This is a genomic window from Pseudomonas fluorescens (assembly GCF_902497875.1).
Classification (GTDB): Bacteria; Pseudomonadota; Gammaproteobacteria; order Pseudomonadales; family Pseudomonadaceae; genus Aquipseudomonas; species Aquipseudomonas fluorescens_BR.
Window position 1 is genome coordinate 13912 of the sequence record NZ_CABVHY010000041.1, and the last position, 23518, is coordinate 37429.

Consider the following 23518-nt stretch of genomic DNA (forward strand, 5'->3'; position numbering starts at 1 on the left):
GGACACCTATGTTGTCTGTACGGGCCGCTTCGCGAGCAAGCTCGCTCCCACAAGGTTTGTGTCTGCCTCACTGGCTCTGAACCAGCCCCGCCTCCACCAACAACTCTTCCAGCCCCAGCAAGTCCGGCACTTTGGCCACTTGCTCGGCGATTTGCACCGCGGCTTTTTCCAGTGGGCACAGCGGCACGTCGACATAGCTCAGTTGGCTGTCGAGTTTGTAGGAGCGCGGTATGCCCTGCACCAGCAAGGCGATGAATTTGAGTTGCGGGCGGCCTCCCAGGGCATTGAGCACGACGATGCGCGCGCGGTCGCCGATCACGGTCTTGCTGCCGCAGGCGGATTCAAAACTGAGCAGCGGGATCTGCCGGTCGCGCCAGATCACCAGGCCCAGGTACCAGGGGGGCGTGTCGAGGTCGAAAGCCCCGGGTTGGTAGTCGATCAGTTCGGCGATGGCGACGTTGGGCAGGATCAGGTTGCGGTCGGCCAGGGGCAGCAGCAGCCCGGTGAGGTTGCTGGTGCGGTGATCAAGCATGGGTTTTGCTCCATAGGGCGATGCTCTCCAGCAGGACCGATTCCTGATACGGCTTGCCGAGGTAGTCGTTGACGCCGATGGCCATGGCTCGGTCGCGGTGTTTCTGGCCGGTGCGCGAGGTGATCATGATGATCGGCAGGTGCTGTAAGCGCGGATCGTTGCGGACCTGCATCGCCACTTCGAAACCATCCATGCGCGGCATTTCAATGTCCAGCAGCATCAAGTCCGGCGTGTGCTCCTCCAGCAGCGCCATGGCGTCGATCCCGTCCTTGGCAGTCAGCACGTTCATGCCCTGGCGTTCGAGCAGGCGGCTGGTGACCTTGCGCACGGTGACTGAATCATCGACCACCATGACCAGCAGCGGCCGATGTGGCTCGGCGTCGACCGCAGGCTCACCGCCATTGGCCGCACGTGATTGTGGCAAGCGTGCCTGCATGGCGCGGATGTGCGCCAGCAGATCGAGAATCAGCACCACCCGGCCATCGCCCAGGATGGTCGCACCGGACAAGCCCTGCACTGCGGAAAACTGCGAACCGAGGCTTTTCACCACGATTTCCCGGGTGCCGGCCATGGTATCGACTTGGACCGCGATCCGCCGCTCATTGCACTGCACCAGCAGCACCGGTAACGGCAGGCTCTGACCCAGCAGCTTGGGCTTGGCCACGGTGTGCAGCAACTCGCCGAGGTAGCAGAGTTCGTAGCGTTGCCCGGCGTACTCGTAGACCGGTGGGTCAAGCTGGTAGTAACCTTCGAGCTCGTTGGGCAAAACCCGAACAATGCCTTCAATGGTGTTCAGCGGGATCGCGTACTGGTCCTCGGCGCACTGCACCATCAACGCACGATTGACCGATACAGTGAACGGCAGGCGAATGCGAAAGTGCACGCCCTGCCCCGGGGTCGAGTCGATGCTCATGCTGCCGCCCAGTTGCCGGACTTCTTCGTGAACCACGTCCATGCCAACGCCACGCCCGGAAATCTGGGTGATTTTTTCGGCGGTGGAGAACCCCGGCTGCAGGATGAATTGCAGCACATCGCGGTCGCTGATCTCCAGATCCGGAGCCAGCAGCCCACGCTTGATCGCCTTGCGCCGCACCGCCTCGAGGGGTATACCGGCGCCGTCATCGCGGATGTCGAATATGATGTCGCCGCCTTCGTGAGCCAGGTCCAGGGTGATCCGGCCCTGCGCAGGCTTACCGGCCGCGAGCCGCACCTCGGCAGATTCCAGGCCGTGGTCGACCGCATTGCGCAGCATGTGCTCCAGTGGCGCGACCATGCGTTCAAGTACGTTGCGGTCCATTTCGCTCTCGGCGTTGGCGACAATGAATTCGACGTCTTTGCCCAACTCACTGGCGACCTGCCGGACAATGCGCTTGAGCCGCGGCAGCATGCGCTCAAAAGGCACCATGCGCGTTCGCATCAGGCCTTCCTGCAAATCGGTATTGATTCGCCCCTGCTGCTGCAGCAGGCTTTCTGCCTCCTGGTTGCGCCGATCGAGGGTTTCCTTGAGGTCGAGCAAGTCCGACGCCGACTCGAACAAGGCCCGCGACAGCTGCTGCAATTGCGAATGACGGTCCATTTCCAATGGGTCGAATTCTTCGTAGCCCAGGCGTTCGGCCTCGACTTGTTGACGGCTGAGAATCCGCCCCTGGGTTTCGGTGTCCAGGCGCCGCAACTGGTCGCGCATGCGCTCAATAGTGGTTTCCATCTCGCTCAGTGTCACTCGGGCATCGTTGACTTGTTGCTCGATACGGCCACGGAAGATCGAGGTTTCACCGGCCAGATTGACCAGTTCATCGAGCAGCTCGGCCGAGACCTTGACCATATCGCCGGCCGTGCCGGCTTCGGACTGTAGCGCCGGCGACTCGGATTTGGCCTGAGCCTGGACCTGGACCTGGACCTGAGAGACGCCCTCGCCTGGGAGCGCCTGCGGCTGTAGATCACCGACAGCAGGATGGGTGAAGGCGACGATCGCCTCGATCAAGGCCAGGGCGGGTAACACCGGCTTGCCCGCCCGTGCCGCGTCCAGCATCTGCGCGAGCTGGTCATGGCTGCGTTGCAACAGCGCGAACAACGGCGCCGTCGGTTGCAGCAGGCCGGCTGACAAACCTTCGTAGAGAAATTCCAGTTCATGGGCCAGGTCACCGATCGGCCCGATCTCGACCATCCGCGCTCCACCCTTGAGGGTGTGCAAGTCACGCAGCAGGGTTTCCACTTCAAGGCGGTTTTGCGGCTCGTCCTGCCAGCGCGACAGCGCCGCGCCGGAACTGTCGATAATGTCGAAACCTTCCTCGAGGAAGATTTCCAGCAACTCGGGGTCGTGGCTCGCCGAATCGGTCTGGGGCGCGGCCCCTGCCACCTCGGCGCTGGCGCCGCTGCCCTGACGGAACTCGCGAATCGCCTCGATCAGCTTACCGGGGTCGCTCAGCGGTTGCTGCCTGTGCAGTTGCTCAAGCAACACAGCCAAGCGGTCATGGCTCTGCTGGAGCAGTTGTGCGAGTTCACTGGAATGGTTGTAGCGGCGATCGACCAAGCCTTCATAAAGGCTTTCCAGTTCATGGGCCAGGTCACCGACCGGCCCGACTTCAGCCATCCGCGCACCGCCCTTGAGGGTGTGCAGGTCGCGCTGCAACGACAATAATGGCGCGGCGTTGTCGGGGTCGTCCAGCCAACGCTGCAAGGCTTGCCCGGCGCTTTCGAGGATATCCACCGCCTCTTCGAGAAAGATCGAGACGATTTCATCGTCCAGATCCAGCGCCACCGGCGCCTGCTCCATCTCGCGGGTGGCGGCGCTCAGCTCAGTGATGCTCAGCGTACGACTACCATCACTCCTGATCAGGCCCATGGCCGACGGGTCCAGGCTCTGGTCGAGCAGATCGCGCAGGGCGCGCACTCGATCCGGCCGGGGGCCGACTTCCTGGCCCGCAGCCAGTTGATCAAGCATGTTGATCAACGCTTCGTGGGCGCTGTCGGCCTCATGGAAAAATCGCTCGCTGACCGCCAGGCTGCTCTCTTCCACCGCGCCATACAGGTCAAGCAGGGCTTCGCACAGTTCATCGACCGGATGCAGGTCCGCCAGATGCGCGCCTTCGCCGAGGGTGGTCAACTCATCGAGCAGCGCACTGAGTTCCTGGCGTTCTCCGGGATGTTGCTGCCAGCGACGCAAGAGGTTCTCAGCGTCGAGCAGGATGTCCATGCCCTGGGCGAGGAAATTGCTGATCAGTTGCGGATCTCGCTTGATCCGCAGACCCGGGTTCGGCGAGTTGTGCAGGGCTTCCAGGCGCTCGGTCAATAATTTCCGGGTCCGATCGATCAACGACTGCGCGCCGCTGATCCCGGCCAGTGGATCGGTCTTGAGCTGCTTCAAACTCCGGCGCAATAAACCTTCAGCTTCGAGCAGCAGCTCGACTTCGTCCAGGTCCAGTGCAATCTGGTGCGCCTTGTATTCACGGGTCAGCTGGTCCAGCGGTTTCGCCAGTTCGGCAATTGGCAACACGCCAGCCATGTAGGCGCTGCCTTTGAGGGTGTGCAGTGCACGCTGCAACTCATCGCTGGCCTGTAGCGGCAGGTGTTCGGCGGCTTGATCGAGAAAGTGGTTGAGGCTGTCGAGGTGGCTTTCAGCTTCGTTGCGGAAGATCTCCAGCAACTGCGGATCGAGAACCTCCGGCGTTTGCGCAACAGCGTCCGAAGCCTGCTCATCGCCCTTGGTCAGCCCATGGGCACGAGCGGCCAACTGGTCGACATCATCGCGCTGGCGCTGGGTGTTAGCGGCGAACTCGCCGATCAGTCCGGGCAATAACTGCAGAACGTCATCGAGCAATTGCTGCACCTGTGGCCCGGGTTCGACGCTGCGCTCCAGAACCCGATTGAGCAGGTTTTCCACGGCCCAGGCCAGCTCCCCCAGCACCAGTGCACGGACCATGCGGCCACTGCCTTTGAGGGTATGGAAGGCGCGGCGCAATTCGCTCAATGCGTCTTTGTTGTCGGGATTGGCCAACCATTGCGGCAGGTATTCACGCAATACTTCGAGGACCTCGTCGGTCTCTTCGAGAAAGACTTCCCGCAACTCGTCATCCACCGGCGCTTCATCGTCCGGTGGTGGCAGCAGGCTGCCCGGCGTATGCAAGGCCGGCGGGTTGAGGACGGAAACCGGGCTGGCCAACACCTGCGCCAGGGACTGCACCACTTCAGGGTCGTCCAGCGCTTGCAGGTCCTGCATCACCAGGGCTTCGCTGGGGCTGAGCATTTCATTGAGCAGCGGTACTTGCTGCGGGGTCGGGAAATATCCCAAGGCAGCCAGGCTCTCCTCGGCGACATCCAGTACCTGTTCGCCGGGCGCCTGAGCGTCCTCGCTCAAGCGTTCGAGGTAGTACTCGACGCTGGTAATGACATCGGCCAGATTGTCCAGCTGTTGCCAGTCGGGTTGCAGTCTGTCGACCAGCAAATGCTCGCGAATGTAGCCGTTACAGGCCTCCAGCAGGCTCGCCGCACGGCTCAACGGAATCATCGCCAATGCACCGCGAACCTGGGTCAGCAACTCCGGCAGCGGTTGCAGATGTTGACGGTCCCAGCCGGCGTCGATGTAGTCGACGATGGTGTCCTTGGCTTGCTGCATACAGATCCGCGCTTCCTTGATCACCAGTTGGTGGATCTGCGTCAGGTCGGTAGTCGGCAGTCGGCTTTCTTCCCGGCTTTCCGGCTCGACGGTGCCGACCATCCCGGCCAGGGTCGCCTCGACGTACAACAAGGCCCCGGCCACGTCCATGAGGATCGCGTCATTGGGTTCACGCTGTCCCTGGGCCAGGCTCAGGACCACCGCCAGTTGATCAATGATCACCTTGCGCGGCTGGCCGAAACCCAGCACTGCCAGGGTGTCGGCGATTTGCCGCAGCGGTGCAAGCAAGCTGTCGAGGTCGGAAGCATGCTGGCGGTCGCTGCGCACGAACAGATCCAGGCGCTCCTTGACCCGCACCAGTTCTTCGCACAACGCGGCCAGTACCGAACGCATGGCATCCCGGTCCGGGCCAGCCAGGCGGGCGCGCTCTTCGTCGACCAACGCACTGTTGGGCAGCGCGTCATCGAGTCCGTAACTTTCTTTCATGGTCTGCATCTGCCCGGTGGGGTATTCGGCTTTGGCTATATAGAACAATAGGCTCTTGAGCAATTCTTGCGGGGCCGGTTGATTGATTCCGGCCATTCCTTGCTCGAGCAAGCGCTTGAGTTCCTTGTCGGTGTCTTTGAGCAGGCTGCGCAAGGCTGGACTGTTGGCAATACTGCCTGCGAGCATGCCTTCCACCAGCGCCGAGGCGACCTTCCATAACGGGCTCAGGGGCGCATTGCGGCAAAGTCCTTCAAGACGCTCGAAGACCTTGACCAGATAACCCAGATGGGTTCGATCATCCTGCTCGCGCAGCAACCCGACCAACGCCATTTGCAGCATCTGGCGCAACTTGCGCAACACACTTGGCAAGTCCGCCGGTTCGAGCAGTGCCAGGGCTTCCTCGCTGAGCGCTGGCAAGTCCAGTAGCTGCGGGCTGAACAGGCTGGTTTCCGACAACAGGCTTTCACCGCGGGCGCTGCGCAGATCATTGAGCAGCGGTAACACCACCAGGGGAAGATCGTGGCGGGCGCTGTGTATAAGGTCGAGGTAGATCGGCAACTGGCCAAGCGCTTGCTGCAACAGCCGGATCGCTTCGTCGCGATGATTGACGCGGTTCTGTTCCAGGGCCAGCGCCAGTTCTTCCATTTCTTCGGCGAGCAAGGCCGCGCCATAGAACTCGACCATCTGCAAACTGCCGTGGACCTGATGGATGTACGCCAGGCACTGGCTGAGCGCACGCACCGCCTGCGAGTCGGCAACCAGGCTGTCGAGTGCCCGGCTGGCTTGCTTCAGCGTTTCGGCAATTTCGCCTTTGACCCATTCGAGGGCTACATAGTCGTGGCGATCACCCATAACCACTCCACTCTGTTTTCATACCCGGCATGCACTGCTCACGCTTTATCCGCTGCCGGCTCCGATGCGGCAGGCAAGGTGAAACCGGACACCGAACGCCGCAGCTGACTGGCCATTTTCGCCAGGTTGCCGATACTCTCGGCGGTGGCGGTCGAACCGGACGAGGTTTGCGTGGTTATCTGCTGGATCACGTTCATCGTCAAGGATATCTGACCCGCCGAGGACGTCTGCTGCTGCGCCGCGTTGGAAATGCTCTGGATCAAGGCCGCCAGGGTTTTCGACACGCCTTCGATTTCTTCCAGAGCGACTCCGGCATCTTGAGCCAGTCGCGCGCCGCGCACCACTTCAGTGGTGGTCTGCTCCATGGAAATCACCGCTTCGTTGGTATCGGTCTGGATCGCCCGTACCAGGGTCTCGATTTGCCGGGTGGCGGCCGACGAGCGCTCCGCCAGCCGCTGGACTTCATCGGCGACTACCGCGAAGCCGCGCCCCGCGTCACCGGCCATGGAGGCCTGAATCGCCGCGTTGAGCGCGAGAATGTTGGTTTGATCGGCAATGTCGTCGATCAGGCTGACTATGTCGCCAATTTCCTGGGAAGACTCACCCAGGCGCTTGATTCGTTTTGCCGTATCCTGAATCTGCTCGCGAATGTTGTCCATGCCGTGAATGGTGTTGTGCACCACCTCGTTGCCCTTGTTCGCGATCTCCACCGACCGCTCGGCCACCGCCGACGACTCTGCGGCGTTGGCGGACACCTGATCGATGGACTCGGCCATGTCGTTGATCGCCGCCGACGCCTCGCTGATCTGCTGCGCCTGATGCTCGGAGGCCTGCGCCAGATGCATCGCGGTGGCCTGGGTTTCCTGCACAGCGGCGGCGACCTGGCCTGCGGTGAGGTTGATGGTTGCCACCAGGTCGCGCAATTGATCGACCGAGTAGTTGATCGAGTCGGCAATGGTGCCCGTGAAGTCTTCGGTCACCGAGGCGGTCACCGTCAGGTCACCGTCGGCCAGGTCTTCGATCTCGTCGAGCAGACGCATGATCGCGTTCTGATTACGCTCGTTCTTCTCGGCGGTCTCGCGCAACTGGCGATTGGTTTCACGAACCATCACCAGCCCGATCAGAATGATCGAGGTCAACGCCGCCAGGCCCAGCACATAACCGCCGATGGTATGAGTGGTGCGCCCGGCCGCCAGGTTTTCGAAACCGGTGGCCAGCAGCGAGGCTTCATCGAGGAGGGTTTGCGAGAGGCTGAATATGTGGCTCGCCGACTCCCGGACCTTGAACAGTTCGGGCGAGGTTTCGAGGATTTCATCCACCGAGCCCGAAACGAATTCGAACAGCTCGGCAATTTCGGTCAGCCGGGAACGGGCGTCGCGGTCCTCGACCTGGCTGATTTTCAACGCTGAATTGCCTTGCAGCATGCCGTTGAGCACCTGACCAAAACGTGCCGCATCACGACCAAAGGTATCGGCGGCCTGCACCGCATTGTCGTCACCGGCCAGCACTGTGTTCACCGCACCGAGAATGCGTTCGGCCAATAGCGTCTGCCGCTGGGCCACGGCTACCTGGCTGGCGGGTGCCCCGCGCTGCAGCAGGATCTCCACGACTTTTTCGTATTCGACCTGCAATTGCGGCACGGTCTCGGCCAGTGTCGCCGCGACCTGGTGCAAGGACAGCACGGTCTGCTCACTGGACAGGATCGCGTCGGTGTTTTTCAGCAAACGCTCCCAATCCAGCTGCACCGCACGCATTTCCGGACGCACTTCCCGGGGCGCGCCGGGCAGGCCGGTGGCCGTATCACCTTTCTTGAGGTAACCCCAGCGTCGCGCAAAATCGTTGCGCGCGTCGCTCAGCAGCTTGAATGCCGCAGCCTTTCCGGCGGCCGCTTCGGTCGCGTTCTTGGCGATGCGCTGGGACAGCACCCGCAGTTCACCGGCGTGGCCGATGTACTGCTTGTCGTAATTGGCTTGGGTGTTGAGATAGGCAAAATTGGCGAACAGCAGCATGATGAACACGATCAGTGCCATGAACAGCACGATGATCTGCGAACGGCTGCGCGACCCTTCCATTGGCTTGCCTGTTTTTGCTTTTATCATCGGTATTCGCCTAAACAGCTAAATTCTCTGTGGCCGCCTTAAAAGATCGCAGCCTACGGCAGCTCCTACAGGTATCGCGTACGGCGTAAGAGCTGCCGCAGGCTGTGATCCTGGCGATGCCGAACGCGCCGAAAGTCTATGAGAAGACCTCTTTTTACAGGGCCACATCCATAAACCCCGGCGACCGCGCCAGGGCGAACGGACTGAAGACCCGCCAGAGTTGCTCGCGCTGGAACTGCCCCTTCACGAACGGTGCAATCGCGCCTTCCAGCGCCTGCGCCGCCACCGACTCCAGACAGTCCTGTGCAAAATGCTGCAAGCCGAACACTTCATCCACCAGCAAACCGGCAAATACGTCCTGGTGCTCGACCACCAGCACCCGTCGCTGTTTGCGCACTGTCGACAGCTCGTGGCCGAAGAAACCGCACAGGTCCATAATTGGCAACAGCCTTCCACGCAGATTGGCCACACCTTTGACCCAGGGTTTTACCCCGGGCAGTACGGTATAACGCGGCTCATGCAGCACCTCACTGACTTCGCCCATCGGCGCGACGTACCAGCATTCGCCGATACGAAAGCCGATCCCGCTCCAGCTCTGCTGGCGGGTTTCCTGAGACGGCAAATCCGCCGCCAGCAGGCGACAGCGGTGGTCGATCTCCAGCAGCAGCTCGAAAGCCGTTTGCGACTCGGTCATACGAGCGCCGTCAGCCGGCCAGGACCGCATTCAAGGTTTTAATCAGGGTTTCTTCATCCACAGGTTTCGTCAGGTAGTCCTTGGCGCCTTGGCGGGTGCCCCAGACCTTGTCGGTTTCCTGATCCTTGGTGGTGATGATGATCACCGGGATGTGCCCGGTATCCGGGTCTTTGGTCAACTGGCGAGTTGCCTGGAAACCATTGAGGCCAGGCATGACGATGTCCATCAGCACGGCATCGGGTTTTTCCTGGCGCGCCAGGGCCACGCCGTCGGCGCCGTTTTCAGCCTTCAACACTTCATGGCCGTGCTTTTCCAGCATGCCAGTCAGTTTGTACATTTCAGTCGGCGAGTCATCGACGATCAGGATACGTGCCATGGTCTTCCCCATTCGAGTAGGCGTGCGGCCCGCTGGCCGGACGTCAATGTGCTTGTTCTACTGCAGCGAAACCCGGCACATGGGCCTTGATCGCGCTCAGCAGTTCTTCCTTGCTGAAAGGCTTGGTCAAAAACTGGTCAGAGCCGACGATCCGCCCCTTGGCCTTGTCGAACAGACCGTCCTTGGAGGACAGCATAATGACCGGCGTGGACTTGAACGCACTGTTGTTCTTGATCAGTGCGCAAGTCTGATAACCATCCAGGCGCGGCATCATGATGTCGACGAAGATAATCCCGGGATGATTGTCGGCAATCTTGGCCAGGGCATCGAAACCATCGACCGCCGTGATCACTTCACAACCCACGTTTTTCAACAGCGTTTCGGCGGTGCGGCGAATCGTCTTCGAATCGTCGATCACCATGACTTTCAAGGCGCTGGAATGCTGTTCCATATCTGCTCTACCATCGCCACAGCGAATCGTTTTTATCCATGCACGGGTTACCAGAGCTCGAACCCCTTGATGTTCAAGGGCTCGGCGCCGCATGGGAGCCTTTTTAGCACAGTCGCAAGGTTCAATCTATCGGCCGACCCGCAAGGTGGTTTTTCCTTGACCGGGAACAAGCCGGGCGCCACTCTGACGCCACTTTTCAGCGCCCAATTTTCCAGAGGAATCACCCATGAGCGTTCGCGTCGGGATTGTCATGGACCCCATTGCCAGCATCTCCTACAAAAAGGATAGCTCGCTGGCCATGCTGCTTGCCGCCCAGGAGCGCGGCTGGACGCTGTTCTATATGGAGCAGCGCGACCTGTATCAGGCTGCCGGTGAAGCGCGGGCGCGGATGCGTCCGCTGAAAGTCTTCGCCAACCCCGAGAAATGGTTCGAACTGGAAGCGGAAACCGACAGCGCCCTGAGCGAGCTGGACGTGATCCTGATGCGTAAGGATCCGCCGTTCGACATGGAATTTGTCTATTCCACTTACCTGCTGGAACAGGCCGAAAGCGCTGGCGTGCTGGTAGTGAACAAGCCGCAGAGCCTGCGTGACTGCAATGAAAAGCTGTTTGCCACGCTGTTCCCGCAGTGCACGCCGCCGACCGTGGTCAGCCGTCGCCCGGACATCCTGCGCGAATTCGCCGACCATCACGGCGATGTGATTCTCAAGCCGCTGGACGGCATGGGCGGTGCATCGATCTTCCGTCACACCGCCGGTCACCCGAACCTCTCGGTGATCCTCGAAACCCTGACCCTGCACGGCAAGCAACAAATCATGGCCCAAGGCTACCTGCCGGCGATCAAGGACGGCGACAAACGCATCCTGATGATCGATGGCGAGCCGGTGCCGTATTGCCTGGCGCGAATCCCGGCAGCCGGCGAAACCCGTGGCAACCTCGCCGCCGGTGGCCGTGGTGAAGCGCGTCCGCTGACCGAGAAAGATCGCTGGATCGCCGCGCAGGTCGGTCCGACCCTGCGCGAAAAAGGCCTGCTGTTTGTCGGCCTCGACGTGATTGGCGAGCATCTGACGGAAATCAACGTCACCAGCCCGACCTGTATTCGCGAGATCGACAACGCCTATGGCACCAATATCGGCGGCATGCTGATGGATGCCATCGATCTGAAGCTAAAGGCTCGTTGATCCAGAACTCCCAAGGTGAAACCAACATTGCGTTATCATGCGCCGCCTGTGAAACGCGCGATGTTGGTTTTGTTGATATGACAGTCCCCGCCGATCTGCCCCCCGAACTCTCCCATAGCGGCGTACGCCCGGCCGATCGCCTCGGATTTACCCTGTTTCTCGCGGCGTTGATTCACCTGGCGCTGATCCTCGGCGTGGGTTTTACCTTCGTCGAACCCAAACAGATCAGCCGGACCCTGGAAATCACCCTCGCTACCTTCAAAAGCGAAACCCAGCCGAAAAAGGCCGACTTCCTCGCCCAGGAAAATCAGCAAGGCAGTGGCACCCTGGACAAAAAGGCGATTCCGAAAACCACCGAAGTTGCGCCGTTCCAGGACAACACGGTGAAAAAAGTCACGCCACCGCCCTCGGCGCCACCCGAGGTCAAGGCCGCCTCGCCCAAAGCCGCAGTCGCCACCACCGCACCGACGCCGAAGAAGACCGTCACCACGCGTGAAGAGGTCAAGACCAAGCCCAAGCCCCCGGCCGCTACACCAACTTTCGATAGCTCGCAGCTGTCCAGCGAGATCTCCAGCCTGGAAGCCGAGCTGGCCAATGAGCAGCAGCTGTATGCCAAACGCCCGCGCATCCATCGTCTGAGTGCCGCCTCGACCATGCGCGACAAAGGCGCCTGGTATAAGGACGAATGGCGCAAGAAGGTCGAGCGCATCGGCAACCTCAACTACCCCGACGAGGCCCGACGCAAGCAGATCTACGGCAACTTGCGACTGATGGTCTCGATCAACCGCGATGGCTCGCTGTATGAGGTGCTGGTACTGGAATCTTCCGGGCAACCGCTGCTGGATCAGGCCGCGCAGCGAATCGTCCGACTGGCGGCGCCCTTTGCACCGTTCAGCGGCGACCTGTCGGATATCGACCGCCTGGAAATCATCCGCACCTGGAAGTTTGCCCGTGGGGACAGGTTGTTTAGTAACTGATCGAAGGTTTTATGGCTTGCGCCGAACCTTGCTCCCTCGCCACAAAGGGGTCCGGAGATGAATCCGATCGCCATTTCCTGTGCATCTCCAGCTTGTCAGCTCGCCCCACCAACGCCACACTAGCGCACATGAAGAACGTCAACCCCAGCTACCTCAAGCATCAATTCCTGATCGCCATGCCACATATGGCCGACCCGAACTTTGCGCATACCTTGACCTACATCGTCGAGCACACTGCCAATGGTGCCATGGGGTTGGTGGTCAATCGTCCACAGGACCTGAACCTGGCGGACATCCTCGAACAATTGCGCCCTGATATCGAGCCGCCTCCGCTTTGCCAGCATGTGCCGATCTTTATTGGCGGCCCGGTGCAGACCGACCGCGGTTTTGTCCTGCATCCCAGCGGTTCGACCTACCAGGCCACGGTCGAGCTCGATGGCCTGGCGCTGTCGACCTCCCAGGACGTGCTATTTGCCATCGCTGATGGGGTTGGCCCGCCAAAGAGCCTGATTGCCCTCGGTTATGCCGGTTGGGAAGCCGGGCAACTGGAAGCCGAACTGGCCGAGAACGCGTGGCTGACTTGCCCGTTCGACGCTGACATTCTGTTCAACACCAGCAGCGAACTGCGTCTGGAAGCCGCCGCCAAACGTCTGGGCATCAACTTGAGCCTGCTGACCAGTCAGGCGGGACACGCCTGATGGCCTTGCGGTTACTACTGGGTTTTGACTTCGGTACCAAACAAATCGGCGTCGCCGTCGGCCAAGTGATAACCGGCCAGGCTCGCGAGCTCTGCACCCTGAAGGCGCAGAACGGCATTCCCGACTGGAATCAGGTCGAAGCGCTGATCAAGGAGTGGAAGCCCGACGCCGTGGTCGTCGGCCTGCCGCTGAACATGGACGGTACACCCAGCGACATGTGCGCACGCGCCGAGAAATTTGCCCGGCGCCTGAATGGCCGCTACAACCTGCCCTTTTATACCCACGATGAACGCCTGACTACCTTCGAGGCCAAGGGCGAACGCCTGGCCCGGGGCGGCCAGAAGGGCAGCTACCGCGACAACCCGGTCGACGCTATCGCCGCAGCCCTGCTGTTGCAAGGCTGGCTCGACGAAAATTCAGCGTTGTTCGAATCCTGAAAAACCGAATCCTGAAGGTGGGTGGCTGCCATCGGCCACACACCTGCTGGCTACACACGAACCTGTCTACAACCCGAGCCTCACTGCGCAGAACCCGGCTCGGGCCCATGAAGGAGCAACCATGAGCCTGCCCAATCCCGTCGAACTGATCAGCCAGATGGCCGTCGATCTCAAGGCCCATCTGGCCCACCGCGGCATCAGCGAACCGCGCTACATCGGCATCCGCACCGGTGGCATCTGGGTTGCCCAAGCCTTGCTGGAAGCCCTGGGCAGCGATTCGCCACTGGGCACGCTGGACGTCTCCTTCTACCGCGACGACTTCAGCCAAAGTGGCCTGCACCCCCAAGTGCGCCCTTCAGAGCTGCCGTTCGAGATCGAAGGCCAGCACCTGGTGCTGATCGACGATGTATTGATGAGCGGGCGGACCATCCGCGCCGCACTCAACGAACTCTTCGATTACGGCCGCCCGGCCAGCGTGACCCTGGTCTGCCTGCTGGACCTGGACGCCGCCGAACTGCCGATCCGACCGAATGTGCTCGGCGCCACGTTGTCACTGGCCGCTCACGAGCGGGTAAAATTGTCCGGCCCCGAGCTCCAGCTCGAAATCCAAGACCTCGCCCTTTAAGAGTCCATTGCGATGACGCCTCTCAATACCAAGCGCCCGCTGCAGCTCAATGATCAGGGCCAGTTGCGCCACTTCCTCTCGCTCGACGGTTTGCGCCGCGAGTTGCTGACGGAAATTCTCGACACCGCCGACTCCTTCCTCGAAGTCGGCGCCCGGGCGGTGAAAAAAGTCCCGTTGTTGCGCGGCAAGACCGTGTGCAACGTGTTCTTCGAGAACTCCACCCGCACCCGGACCACCTTTGAACTGGCAGCCCAGCGGCTGTCGGCGGATGTCATCACGCTAAACGTGTCGACCTCCTCGGCGAGCAAGGGCGAAACCCTGCTCGACACCCTGCGCAACCTTGAGGCCATGGCCGCCGACATGTTCGTCGTGCGCCACGGTGACTCCGGTGCCGCGCACTTCATCGCCGAACATGTCTGCCCGCAAGTGGCGATCATCAACGGCGGCGATGGCCGGCACGCCCACCCGACCCAGGGCATGCTCGACATGCTGACCATCCGTCGGCACAAGGGCGGCTTTGAAAACCTCTCGGTGGCCATCGTCGGCGACATCCTGCACTCGCGGGTTGCCCGCTCGAACATGTTGGCGCTGAAAACCCTGGGTTGCCCGGACATTCGCGTAATCGCGCCGAAAACCTTGCTGCCGATCGGCGTCGAGCAATACGGCGTGAAGGTCTACACCGACATGACCGAAGGTCTGAAAGATGTGGATGTGGTGATCATGTTGCGCCTGCAGCGCGAACGCATGACGGGCGGCCTGCTGCCGAGCGAGGGCGAGTTCTATCGCCTGTTCGGCCTGACCACCGCGCGCCTGGCCGGTGCCAAGCCGGATGCCATCGTCATGCACCCGGGGCCGATCAACCGTGGGGTGGAGATTGAGTCGGCGGTGGCCGATGGTCCGCACTCGGTGATTCTCAACCAGGTGACCTACGGTATCGCGATACGTATGGCCGTGCTGTCCATGGCCATGAGCGGGCAAACTGCCCAGCGTCAATTCGAGCAGGAGAACGCCCAGTGAAGCTCAGCATCCTCGGCGCCCGCGTCATCGATCCAGGCACGGGCCTGGATCAAGTTACCGATATCCACGTCGAAGCCTGCAAGATCGTCGCCATTGGCGCCGCTCCGGCCGGTTTCGTCGCCGTCGACACCATCGACGCCAAAGGCTTGGTGGCCGCCCCCGGCCTGGTCGACCTGAGCGTCGCCCTGCGCGAACCGGGTTACAGCCGCAAAGGCACGATTGCCAGCGAAACCCAGGCCGCAGCGGCCGGTGGCGTTACCAGCCTGTGCTGCCCGCCCCGGACCAAACCGGTGCTGGATACTTCGGCTGTGGCCGAACTGATCCTTGATCGCGCTCGCGAAGCCGGCAATTGCAAAGTTTTCCCGATCGGCGCGTTGAGCAAAGGTCTGGAAGGCGAACAACTGGCAGAGCTGATTGCCTTGCGCGATGCCGGTTGCGTCGCGTTCGGCAACGGCCTGGATAATTTCCGCAACACCCGCACCCTGTGCCGGGCACTGGAATATGCAGCGACCTTCGATCTGACGGTGATCTTCCACTCGCAGGACCATGATCTGGCAGAGGGTGGCCTGGCCCATGAAGGCCCGACCGCCAGCTTCCTCGGTTTGCCAGGAATTCCGGAAACCGCCGAAACCGTGGCCCTGGCCCGGGATCTGCTGTTGGTCGAGCAAAGCGGCGTGCGCGCGCACTTCAGCCAGCTGACCAGCGCCCGAGGGGTGGCCCTGATCGCTCAGGCCCAGGCGCGCGGGCTGCCGGTAACCGCCGATGTGGCGCTGTATCAGCTGATTCTGACGGACGAAGCACTGATCGATTTCAACAGCCTGTACCACGTGCAACCACCGCTGCGCACCCGCGCCGACCGCGATGGGCTGCGCGAGGCGGTGAAGTCTGGCGTGGTCCAGGCCATTTCCAGTCATCACCAGCCCCATGAGCGGGACGCCAAGCTGGCGCCGTTCGGTGCGACTGAACCGGGGATCAGCAGCGTCGAACTGCTATTGCCATTGGCCATGACCCTGGTGGAAGACGGTTTGCTCGACCTGCCAACGCTGCTGGCACGCCTCGGTGCCGGTCCGGCCGCAGCACTGCGCCTGCCGGCCGGCAAGCTCGCGGTGGGTGGGCCGGCTGACCTGGTGCTGTTCGATATGGCCGCCTCGACGGTTGCCGGTGAAGCCTGGCAGTCCAAGGGCGAAAATTGCCCGTTCCTCGGCCATAGCTTGCCGGCGACCGTGCGATACACGCTGGTGGATGGGCGGATCAGCTACCAGCGTTGAATTAATGACCAGCTTTTCCAAAAGATCGCAGCCTGCGGCAGTTCCTACGGGACCGCGTACACCTTTGAAATCATGGTGATACGCAGTTCTCTGTAGGAGCTGCCGATGGCTCGGGCCGCGATCGGACGATCTTTTCGCGTCCACCCGGATCATCGCCTGCAAACGCGGTTAATCAACGGCGCTCGGCATTCCTGATGGAAATCTGGTCATTCAAGGTCCAGAAGTCATACAACACGCCGATCAGGAAAAATCCGCCGGTCAGCAGATAAAGAAACCCGGTAATCCACTTGCCCTGATACATGCGATGCACGCCGAACACCCCGAGGAATGCCAGCAACAGCCAAGCGACGTTGTACTCGATCGGACCCGCGGTGAATCGCAGGTCAGCTTCGCGGTCCATCGCCGGGATCAGGAACACGTCGATCAGCCAGCCGATCCCTAACAAACCCAAGGTGAAAAACCAGATAGTTCCGGTCACCGGTTTGCCGTAATAAAAGCGGTGAGCACCGGTAAAACCGAAAATCCACAGCAGGTAGCCAATCACCTTGCTGTGCGTATCCTGCGGTGAAAAATCCTGTCGATAGCTGTTCATGGGTTCCCTCTTTGGACACGATAGATAAATTTTTTCAGTTTTTTTGTGACTTTTTTGTGTCGAGCCGACGTGTGGTTCTCGAACCCCGGACATGGCGCAAAGCCTTATAGCGTCTGACTTGTGTCAGACAATTGCGCCAATTTGCCACACATTTGGCGAACTTGACCCCAAGGTTGAATCGACCAGCGGCCTCGGGAGGGACCAAAAAGCTGTTATAAAGTTGCGCGCCAACTACATAGAGCCTTGCCTAATGCGTTCATTTTTCAAGACATGGCTAACCATTTGCCTATTATTGCCTCTGGCCGCCCACGCCACCAACCGTGAGCAACGTCTTCCAAACGTTAATGGTTACACCGAAAAGTCCCATACATCGTCAGCCACCAAACAAGCCATCAAACGCTCAACCTACTTGAGCAAGGTCGAGAGAAGCACGCTGGTCCCGCCGATGCCGACCAAGCAAAGCAGTAATGTGCTGAGCCGCGCCGTCAATGTGCTGGGTACACCTTATCGTTGGGGCGGCAGCAGCCCAAGTAAAGGTTTCGACTGCAGCGGTCTGGTGAAATACGCCTTTACCGATGTCGCCGCAGTCGATCTGCCGCGTACATCGAATGCCATGGCCAGCGGTCACGGGCAGAAAGTCGACCGCAAGGACCTCAAGCCTGGCGATCTGATCTTCTTCAAACTCAAGAGCCGCAGGGTCAATCACGTTGCCATCTACCTGGGCAATGACCGATTCATCCATGCACCGCGTCGCGGCAAGTCGGTGTCCATCGATACGCTGAAGAAGCCTTTCTGGCAAAGCCACTATGTGGTCGCCAAGCGGGTGCTGCCGAAAGAGTCGACCACCTTGCGGATGGCTCAGCGTTGATTTGAAAGTTCCCGCCTCCTGAAGGCGAGCACTTGTGGCGAGGGGGCTTGCCCCCGTTGGACTGTGAAGCAGTCCTGAAACCTGCAACCTGTTTCGTCAGATGTTACGCGTCAGCCGCTTTACGACCGCTACGCGGCCGAGCGGGGGCAAGCCCCCTCGCCACAGGTCCTTCACCCGACTTCAAATCCCATCCGGCATCCTGGCTTTCTCCCGCGCATGCTCGCGGCTGATCAAGCCCTTTGCCACCAAATCCTTCAAACACATATCCAGGGTTTGCATCCCAACCGAACTTCCGGTCTGTATCGAGGAATACATCTGCGCGACCTTGTCTTCGCGAATCAAATTGCGGATCGCCGAGGTACCGATCATGATTTCGTGAGCCGCGACCCTGCCGCCTCCGATCTTTTTGATCAGGCTTTGCGAAATCACCGCCTGCAACGACTCGGACAGCATCGAACGAACCATCGACTTCTCATCCGCCGGAAACACATCCACCACCCTGTCGATGGTTTTCGCCGCGGACGTGGTATGCAGCGTGCCGAACACCAGATGCCCGGTCTCCGCCGCGGTCAGCGCCAGGCGGATGGTCTCCAGGTCGCGCATCTCGCCCACCAGGATCACGTCCGGGTCTTCGCGCAGGGCCGAGCGCAGCGCAGAAGCAAAACTTCGGGTATCGCGATGCACCTCTCGCTGATTGATCAGGCATTTCTTCGATTCGTGGACGAACTCGATGGGGTCCTCAATAGTGAGGATATGCTGATGCCGCTGGTTATTCAGGTAATCGATCATCGCCGCCAGGGTGGTCGACTTGCCCGAGCCGGTTGGCCCGGTGACCAGCACCAGCCCCCGTGGCACCTCGGTAATCTTGCGAAACACTTCACCCATGCCGAGCTCGTCGAGGCTCATGACCTTCGACGGAATGGTTCGGAACACCGCGCCAGCGCCGCGATTCTGGTGGAACGCATTGACCCGAAAGCGCGCCACTCCGGGCACCTCGAAGGAAAAGTCGAGTTCCAGCTCCTCTTCGAAGTCCGCCCGTTGCTTGTCGTTCATGATGGCGTGGATCAGCTCATGAACCTGCGGGTGGTCCAGCGCTGGCAAGTTGATCCGCCGCACATCGCCATCGACCCGGATCATCGGCGGCAAGCCCGCGGAGAGGTGCAAGTCGGACGCACCCTGTTTGGCGCTGAAGGCCAGCAGTTCAGTGATATCCATAGTGCTCCCCAATTCCAGTAGAATGCCGCGAACCTCAGACCCGTTGGCGCACATTGAATGTCCACAATAGCAGACAACATCGCTCTGGTTCAGACGCGGATTCAGGCCGCGGCACTCGCCGCACAACGTGACGCGAACAGCGTTCATCTGTTGGCCGTGAGCAAGACCAAGCCCGCCGAGGCGCTGCGCGAAGCCTACGCTGCCGGGATTCGCGACTTCGGCGAGAACTATCTGCAGGAAGCACTGGGCAAACAGCTCGAATTGGCCGACCTGCCCTTGAGTTGGCACTTTATCGGCCCCATTCAGTCGAACAAGACTCGCGCTATCGCCGAGAACTTCGCCTGGGTGCACTCAGTGGATCGTCTGAAAATCGCACAACGCTTGTCCGAACAACGCCCTGCCGAACTGCCACCCCTGAACATCTGCATTCAGGTCAACGTCAGCGGTGAAGCCAGCAAATCCGGCTGCACCCCGGCCGACCTGCCTGCACTGGCAAGTGCCATCAACGCCTTGCCGCGCTTGAAACTGCGCGGCTTGATGGCAATCCCCGAGCCGACTGAAGATCGCGCCGTCCAGGACGCCGCCTTTGCTGCCGTGCAACACCTTCAAGCCAGCCTGAATCTGTCACTCGACACACTTTCCATGGGTATGAGCCACGACCTCGAGTCGGCCATCGCCATGGGCGCCACCTGGGTACGAATAGGTACCGCACTGTTTGGTGCGCGCGATTATGGTCATATGGCCAGCCCTGAACGTGGCTGACTCACCTCTCTATAAGGACCTCTCATGAGCAAGACTCGTATTGCCTTTATCGGTGCCGGCAACATGGCCGCCAGCCTGATCGGCGGCCTGCGCGCCAAGGGGCTGGATGCGGCGCAGATCCGCGCCAGTGATCCAGGCGCCGAAACCCGTGCCAGGGTTCATGCCGAACACGGCATCGAACTGTTCGCCGACAACGCACAAGCCATTGAAGGCGCCGACGTCATCGTACTGGCGGTCAAACCCCAGATGATGAAAGCCGTTTGCCAGGGCCTGCGTCCAAGTCTCAAGTCGAATCAATTGGTAGTGTCCATCGCCGCCGGTATCACTTGCGCCAGCATGAACAACTGGCTCGGCGCCCAGCCGATCGTGCGCTGCATGCCCAATACCCCAGCCCTGCTGCGCCAGGGCGTGAGCGGCCTGTACGCCACTGACGAAGTCTCTGCCCCACAGCGTCAGCAAGCCGAAGACCTGCTTTCAGCCGTCGGCATTGCGCTGTGGCTGGAGCAGGAACAGCAACTGGACGCCGTTACCGCGGTTTCCGGCAGCGGCCCGGCGTATTTCTTCCTGCTGATCGAAGCCATGACCGCCGCTGGCGAGAAGCTCGGCCTGCCACGGGAAACCGCCGCTCGACTGACCCTGCAAACCGCCCTGGGCGCCGCGCACATGGCCGTGACCAGTGATGTCGACGCCGCTGAATTGCGTCGCCGCGTGACCTCACCGGCAGGTACCACTGAAGCCGCCATCAAGTCGTTCCAGGCCGGTGGCTTCGAAGCCCTGGTAGAAAAAGCACTGGGTGCCGCTGCGCACCGCTCGGCCGAGATGGCCGAACAATTGGGTCAATAAGGAGCCACTAATGATTGGATTGAACACTGCAGCGGTTTACGTGCTGCAAACCCTCGGCAGTCTGTACCTGCTGATCGTGCTGCTGCGCTTCGTGCTGCAACTGGTGCGGGCGAACTTCTACAACCCGCTCTGCCAGTTCACGGTGAAAGCCACCCAACCACTGCTCAAGCCCCTGCGCCGGATCATTCCGAGCATGTTCGGCCTGGACATGTCTTCGCTGGTATTGGCGATCATCGTGCAGCTGGCCTTGATGGCCCTGACCCTGCTACTGACCTACGGCACCATCGGCAACCCGCTGCAACTGCTGGTCTGGTCGCTCATTGGCGTGACGGCGCTGTTCCTGAAGATTTTCTTCTTCGCCCTGATCATCAGCGTGATCCTCTCCTGGGTCGCTCCGGCCAGTCATAACCCGGGCGCCGAACTGGTCAACCAGATCTGCGAGCCGGCCCTGGCGCCGTTCCGCAAGATTCTGCCAAACCTGGGTGGCCTGGATATTTCGCCGATCCTTGCGTTCATCGTGCTCAAGCTGCTGGACATGCTGGTGATCAACAACCTCGCCGCCATGACCATGATGCCGGCCATCCTGCGTCTGCTGATCTGACCCGGATGAGCTATTTCCGCTGGGACGGCGAGGACCTGATCCTCGATTGCCACCTGCAACCCAAGGCCAGCAGCGATGAGTTCGCAGGCCTGCACGGTGAGCGCTTGAAGATCCGGCTCACCGCCCCGCCGGTGGAAGGCAAGGCCAATGCGCACCTGATGGCGTTTCTGGCCAAGGCCTTCGGCATCTCGAAGAGCCAGGTCAGCTTGCTCAGCGGCGAGCTGAATCGGCAAAAGCGCGTGCGCTTGCAGTCGCCGAAGAAGCTTCCGGATTTACCGGGGTTAACGCCGCCGCCCGCACACTCCGGGTAACTTTCTCGAGGCCAGGCCTGGTTCCTCGCAAGGACGGGTCGGCGTTTGCCGCCCCACACCTGCCGCGTCCTATCTCAACCGAAACCCGCCCATCTGTCGCGCCAGATCGTCGGCCAGACGTTGCAGGGTCTGACAGTCCTCACGGCACGCTCGTACTTCGCTCGCTGTGGCCCGGGCCAGGTCAGAGATACCTTGCACGTTGCGGTTGATCTCTTCCGTCACCGCCGACTGCTCTTCGGTGGCGGTGGCCACCTGCTGGTTCATGTCGCTGATGCGCTCGACCTGACCGGTAATCGCCTTCAGTGAAACCCCGGTGCGCTGGCTCGCCTCAACCCCGGTGCCGGTCGCGGCCTGCCCGGAGTGCATCGACGACACGGCGTTTTCCGCGCCCTGTTTAAGGCTCTGGATCATCTGCTGGATTTCATCGGTGGACGCCTGGGTTCGCCGGGCCAGGGTTCGCACCTCGTCGGCCACCACCGCAAAACCACGGCCCATATCCCCCGCTCGCGCCGCTTCGATCGCTGCGTTCAGCGCCAGCAGATTGGTCTGCTCGGAGATTCCACGAATCACCGCCAGCACCTGATCGATCGACGCCACCTGGGTCGCCAGTTCGCCCACCGCACCGGCAGCGATGCCGATTTCCTCGGACATGCTTTCGATATACCGGATCGAACCACCAACCACCTCGCGCGCCTGCAAGGCTTCATCGCGGGCGGTTTGCGAGGCGACGGCGGCGTTGCCGGCGTTCTGGGCGATTTCCTGCACCGTAAGGCCCATCTCATGCACGGCGGTGGCGACCATGTCAGTCATTTCCTGCTGCCGGCCGGAGCGTTCGGCGGTGTTATCGACCACCAGGGCGACCTGCCCCACCGCAGTGCGCAGCCGCTCACTGGTGGCAAGGACCTCGCCGATCATCTCGCGCTGGCTGTCAAGGAAGCGATTGAATCCACGCGCCAGATCACCCAGCTCATCGGCCCGGGAAGAATCTAACCTCTGGGTCAAATCGCCACCTCCGCTACCAATCGCCACCAACGCCGCTGTTACCTGACGAATCGGCCGCAGCAGTCCACGCGCCAGCAGCACCACCAATAACAGGCAGACCAGCGCCACCGCCAAGCCGATGACACTGGTCAGCCACATCGCTTGTCGGGCCTGGGCGTAGATCTGCGACTGCGGCACTTCGGCCACCAGCGTCCAGCCCAAATCCCGCAGCGGCAGACTCAGGGCCAGGAAATCTTCACCCTCACGGACAAAGTCGCTGCTGCTCAGCCCTTGATGGCCCATCACCGCCAGCGCCGCCGGGCTGCCGATCTGCTCGGCCAACTGACGTTTACCGCTGTATTGAGCCTCTGGATGCACCTGAATCAAACCGTCGGAACGCACCAGGTAGACCTTGCCGCGCTCGCCGAAGCTGAAGTTGTGAATCAATTCCGAGAGCTCGCGCATGCTCAAGCCCAGTCCGGCGACGCCCACCACTTTGCCGGCCTGTTCGACCTTGAGGTCGATAAACAGCGCCAGCTCACCGGTGCGGGTGTCTTGGTCGATGTTCAAGGTTCGCGGCTGGTTGCTGTCGAGGAAGGAATAGAACCAGGCATCGGTGGGGTTGGCTCGACTCAGGGTCCGATCCAGGCCTTTTTCGGTGTAATAGTGGCTCGACTCGGAGCCGGCGATCAGTGCGGTAAAGGCTTTGTGCTCGGCGCGGATGCCTTCCAGGTAGCTGACGAAGCCAGGGGTCTGGGCACTGTGCTCGCCTCCGGCCAGCCATTCGCGCACCATGCTGTTGCTGGCGATGTCTTTGGCGGCGGTCAGCGGCTGGACCAGAATCCGTTCGATGTCATTACGCATCGCTTCGATGCTGGATGGCAGCGCTTTCTCGACCAGATAGCTTTGGGTCAGGCGATTGACCACCAGGGTATAAATGCCAACCACGATCAGAATGCTGACCAGCAGGGCGGTGCCCATGCCGAGGATCAACTGCCACTGAATACTGCGCCGCCAGAACTGCATGGAACACCCCCAAAG

At 61.1% G+C, this 23518-nt stretch carries 21 protein-coding genes and 1 pseudogene; 12 read left to right on the plus strand and 10 right to left on the minus strand.

What is annotated here, in order from left to right; all coding sequences use genetic code 11:
- Positions 1–67: 67 nt before the first annotated feature.
- The 6 genes from F8N85_RS29735 to pilG all read right to left on the minus strand — a co-directional run bounded on the left by F8N85_RS29735 (position 68) and on the right by pilG (position 10102).
- Positions 68–532, minus strand: coding sequence for a chemotaxis protein CheW (locus F8N85_RS29735; RefSeq protein WP_150807025.1), 465 nt, complete (start codon positions 530–532; stop codon positions 68–70).
- The gene (locus tag F8N85_RS29740) at positions 525–6482 is read right to left on the minus strand and encodes an Hpt domain-containing protein (protein ID WP_150807026.1); all 5958 of its coding nucleotides are present in this window, start codon (positions 6480–6482) and stop codon (positions 525–527) included. The genes F8N85_RS29735 and F8N85_RS29740 overlap by 8 nt, the downstream gene beginning before the upstream one ends.
- Before the next feature lie 38 nt (positions 6483–6520).
- Entirely contained in the window at positions 6521–8581 is a 2061-nt protein-coding gene (locus F8N85_RS29745; protein WP_150807027.1) for a methyl-accepting chemotaxis protein, read from the minus strand.
- Between the two features lie 154 nt (positions 8582–8735).
- Positions 8736–9275 (minus strand): chemotaxis protein CheW, encoded by a 540-nt coding sequence (locus F8N85_RS29750; RefSeq protein WP_150807028.1) that lies wholly within the window; start codon positions 9273–9275, stop codon positions 8736–8738.
- Positions 9276–9285: 10 nt separating this feature from the next.
- A complete protein-coding gene (pilH, locus tag F8N85_RS29755) occupies positions 9286–9651 on the minus strand; it encodes a twitching motility response regulator PilH (protein WP_150642387.1) in 366 nt (121 codons plus the stop codon).
- 43 nt (positions 9652–9694) lie between these two features.
- Positions 9695–10102 carry a twitching motility response regulator PilG gene (gene pilG, locus F8N85_RS29760; protein ID WP_150807029.1) on the minus strand — a complete coding sequence of 136 codons (408 nt, stop codon included), beginning with the start codon at positions 10100–10102 and terminating at the stop codon, positions 9695–9697.
- 226 nt (positions 10103–10328) lie between these two features.
- On the opposite strand from pilG, the gene gshB reads away from it, so the two are divergent.
- From gshB to F8N85_RS29795, 7 genes are all read left to right on the plus strand, one after another.
- A complete protein-coding gene (gshB, locus tag F8N85_RS29765) occupies positions 10329–11282 on the plus strand; it encodes a glutathione synthase (protein WP_150807030.1) in 954 nt (317 codons plus the stop codon).
- Between the two features lie 77 nt (positions 11283–11359).
- Positions 11360–12259: an energy transducer TonB gene (locus tag F8N85_RS29770; RefSeq protein WP_150807031.1), complete on the plus strand. Its 900-nt coding sequence runs from the start codon at positions 11360–11362 to the stop codon at positions 12257–12259.
- Between the two features lie 128 nt (positions 12260–12387).
- A complete protein-coding gene (locus F8N85_RS29775; RefSeq protein ID WP_150807032.1) occupies positions 12388–12957 on the plus strand; it encodes a YqgE/AlgH family protein in 570 nt (189 codons plus the stop codon).
- A complete protein-coding gene (ruvX, locus tag F8N85_RS29780; protein ID WP_150642382.1) occupies positions 12957–13394 on the plus strand; it encodes a Holliday junction resolvase RuvX in 438 nt (145 codons plus the stop codon). Before F8N85_RS29775 ends, ruvX begins: the two co-directional genes overlap by 1 nt.
- Positions 13395–13515: 121 nt before the next feature.
- Positions 13516–14019 (plus strand): bifunctional pyr operon transcriptional regulator/uracil phosphoribosyltransferase PyrR, encoded by a 504-nt coding sequence (gene pyrR, locus F8N85_RS29785; protein ID WP_150807033.1) that lies wholly within the window; start codon positions 13516–13518, stop codon positions 14017–14019.
- A 12-nt stretch (positions 14020–14031) separates the two neighbouring features.
- Entirely contained in the window at positions 14032–15036 is a 1005-nt protein-coding gene (locus F8N85_RS29790) for an aspartate carbamoyltransferase catalytic subunit (RefSeq protein WP_150807034.1), read from the plus strand.
- A complete protein-coding gene (locus F8N85_RS29795) occupies positions 15033–16304 on the plus strand; it encodes a dihydroorotase (RefSeq protein WP_150807035.1) in 1272 nt (423 codons plus the stop codon). Before F8N85_RS29790 ends, F8N85_RS29795 begins: the two co-directional genes overlap by 4 nt.
- A gap of 172 nt (positions 16305–16476) precedes the next feature.
- Here the strand turns inward: F8N85_RS29795 and F8N85_RS29800 are convergent, their stop codons facing one another.
- Positions 16477–16896, minus strand: coding sequence for an NINE protein (locus F8N85_RS29800; RefSeq protein WP_150807036.1), 420 nt, complete (start codon positions 16894–16896; stop codon positions 16477–16479).
- 250 nt (positions 16897–17146) lie between these two features.
- Here F8N85_RS29800 and F8N85_RS29805 point away from each other — a divergent pair, with 250 nt between their 5' ends.
- The gene (locus tag F8N85_RS29805) at positions 17147–17764 is read left to right on the plus strand and encodes a C40 family peptidase (RefSeq protein WP_150807037.1); all 618 of its coding nucleotides are present in this window, start codon (positions 17147–17149) and stop codon (positions 17762–17764) included.
- Between the two features lie 180 nt (positions 17765–17944).
- Here the strand turns inward: F8N85_RS29805 and F8N85_RS29810 are convergent, their stop codons facing one another.
- Positions 17945–18979: a type IV pilus twitching motility protein PilT gene (locus F8N85_RS29810; RefSeq protein WP_150807038.1), complete on the minus strand. Its 1035-nt coding sequence runs from the start codon at positions 18977–18979 to the stop codon at positions 17945–17947.
- A gap of 57 nt (positions 18980–19036) precedes the next feature.
- Here F8N85_RS29810 and F8N85_RS29815 point away from each other — a divergent pair, with 57 nt between their 5' ends.
- Genes F8N85_RS29815 through F8N85_RS29830 form a run of 4 tightly spaced genes read left to right on the plus strand, consistent with a single transcriptional unit; the run spans position 19037 to position 21496 of the window.
- Positions 19037–19741 carry a YggS family pyridoxal phosphate-dependent enzyme gene (locus F8N85_RS29815; protein ID WP_150807039.1) on the plus strand — a complete coding sequence of 235 codons (705 nt, stop codon included), beginning with the start codon at positions 19037–19039 and terminating at the stop codon, positions 19739–19741.
- A 24-nt stretch (positions 19742–19765) separates the two neighbouring features.
- Entirely contained in the window at positions 19766–20584 is an 819-nt protein-coding gene (gene proC, locus F8N85_RS29820; RefSeq protein ID WP_150807040.1) for a pyrroline-5-carboxylate reductase, read from the plus strand.
- 10 nt (positions 20585–20594) lie between these two features.
- The gene (locus F8N85_RS29825) at positions 20595–21185 is read left to right on the plus strand and encodes a YggT family protein (RefSeq protein WP_150807041.1); all 591 of its coding nucleotides are present in this window, start codon (positions 20595–20597) and stop codon (positions 21183–21185) included.
- 5 nt (positions 21186–21190) lie between these two features.
- The gene (locus tag F8N85_RS29830; RefSeq protein WP_150807042.1) at positions 21191–21496 is read left to right on the plus strand and encodes a DUF167 domain-containing protein; all 306 of its coding nucleotides are present in this window, start codon (positions 21191–21193) and stop codon (positions 21494–21496) included.
- A gap of 69 nt (positions 21497–21565) precedes the next feature.
- On the opposite strand, the gene F8N85_RS35925 is transcribed toward F8N85_RS29830, so the two are convergent.
- The gene (locus tag F8N85_RS35925) at positions 21566–22411 is read right to left on the minus strand and encodes a methyl-accepting chemotaxis protein (RefSeq protein ID WP_412072521.1); all 846 of its coding nucleotides are present in this window, start codon (positions 22409–22411) and stop codon (positions 21566–21568) included.
- 18 nt (positions 22412–22429) lie between these two features.
- Positions 22430–23503: pseudogene (locus F8N85_RS35930) on the minus strand (cache domain-containing protein); the annotation flags it as partial.
- Positions 23504–23518: the final 15 nt, after the last annotated feature.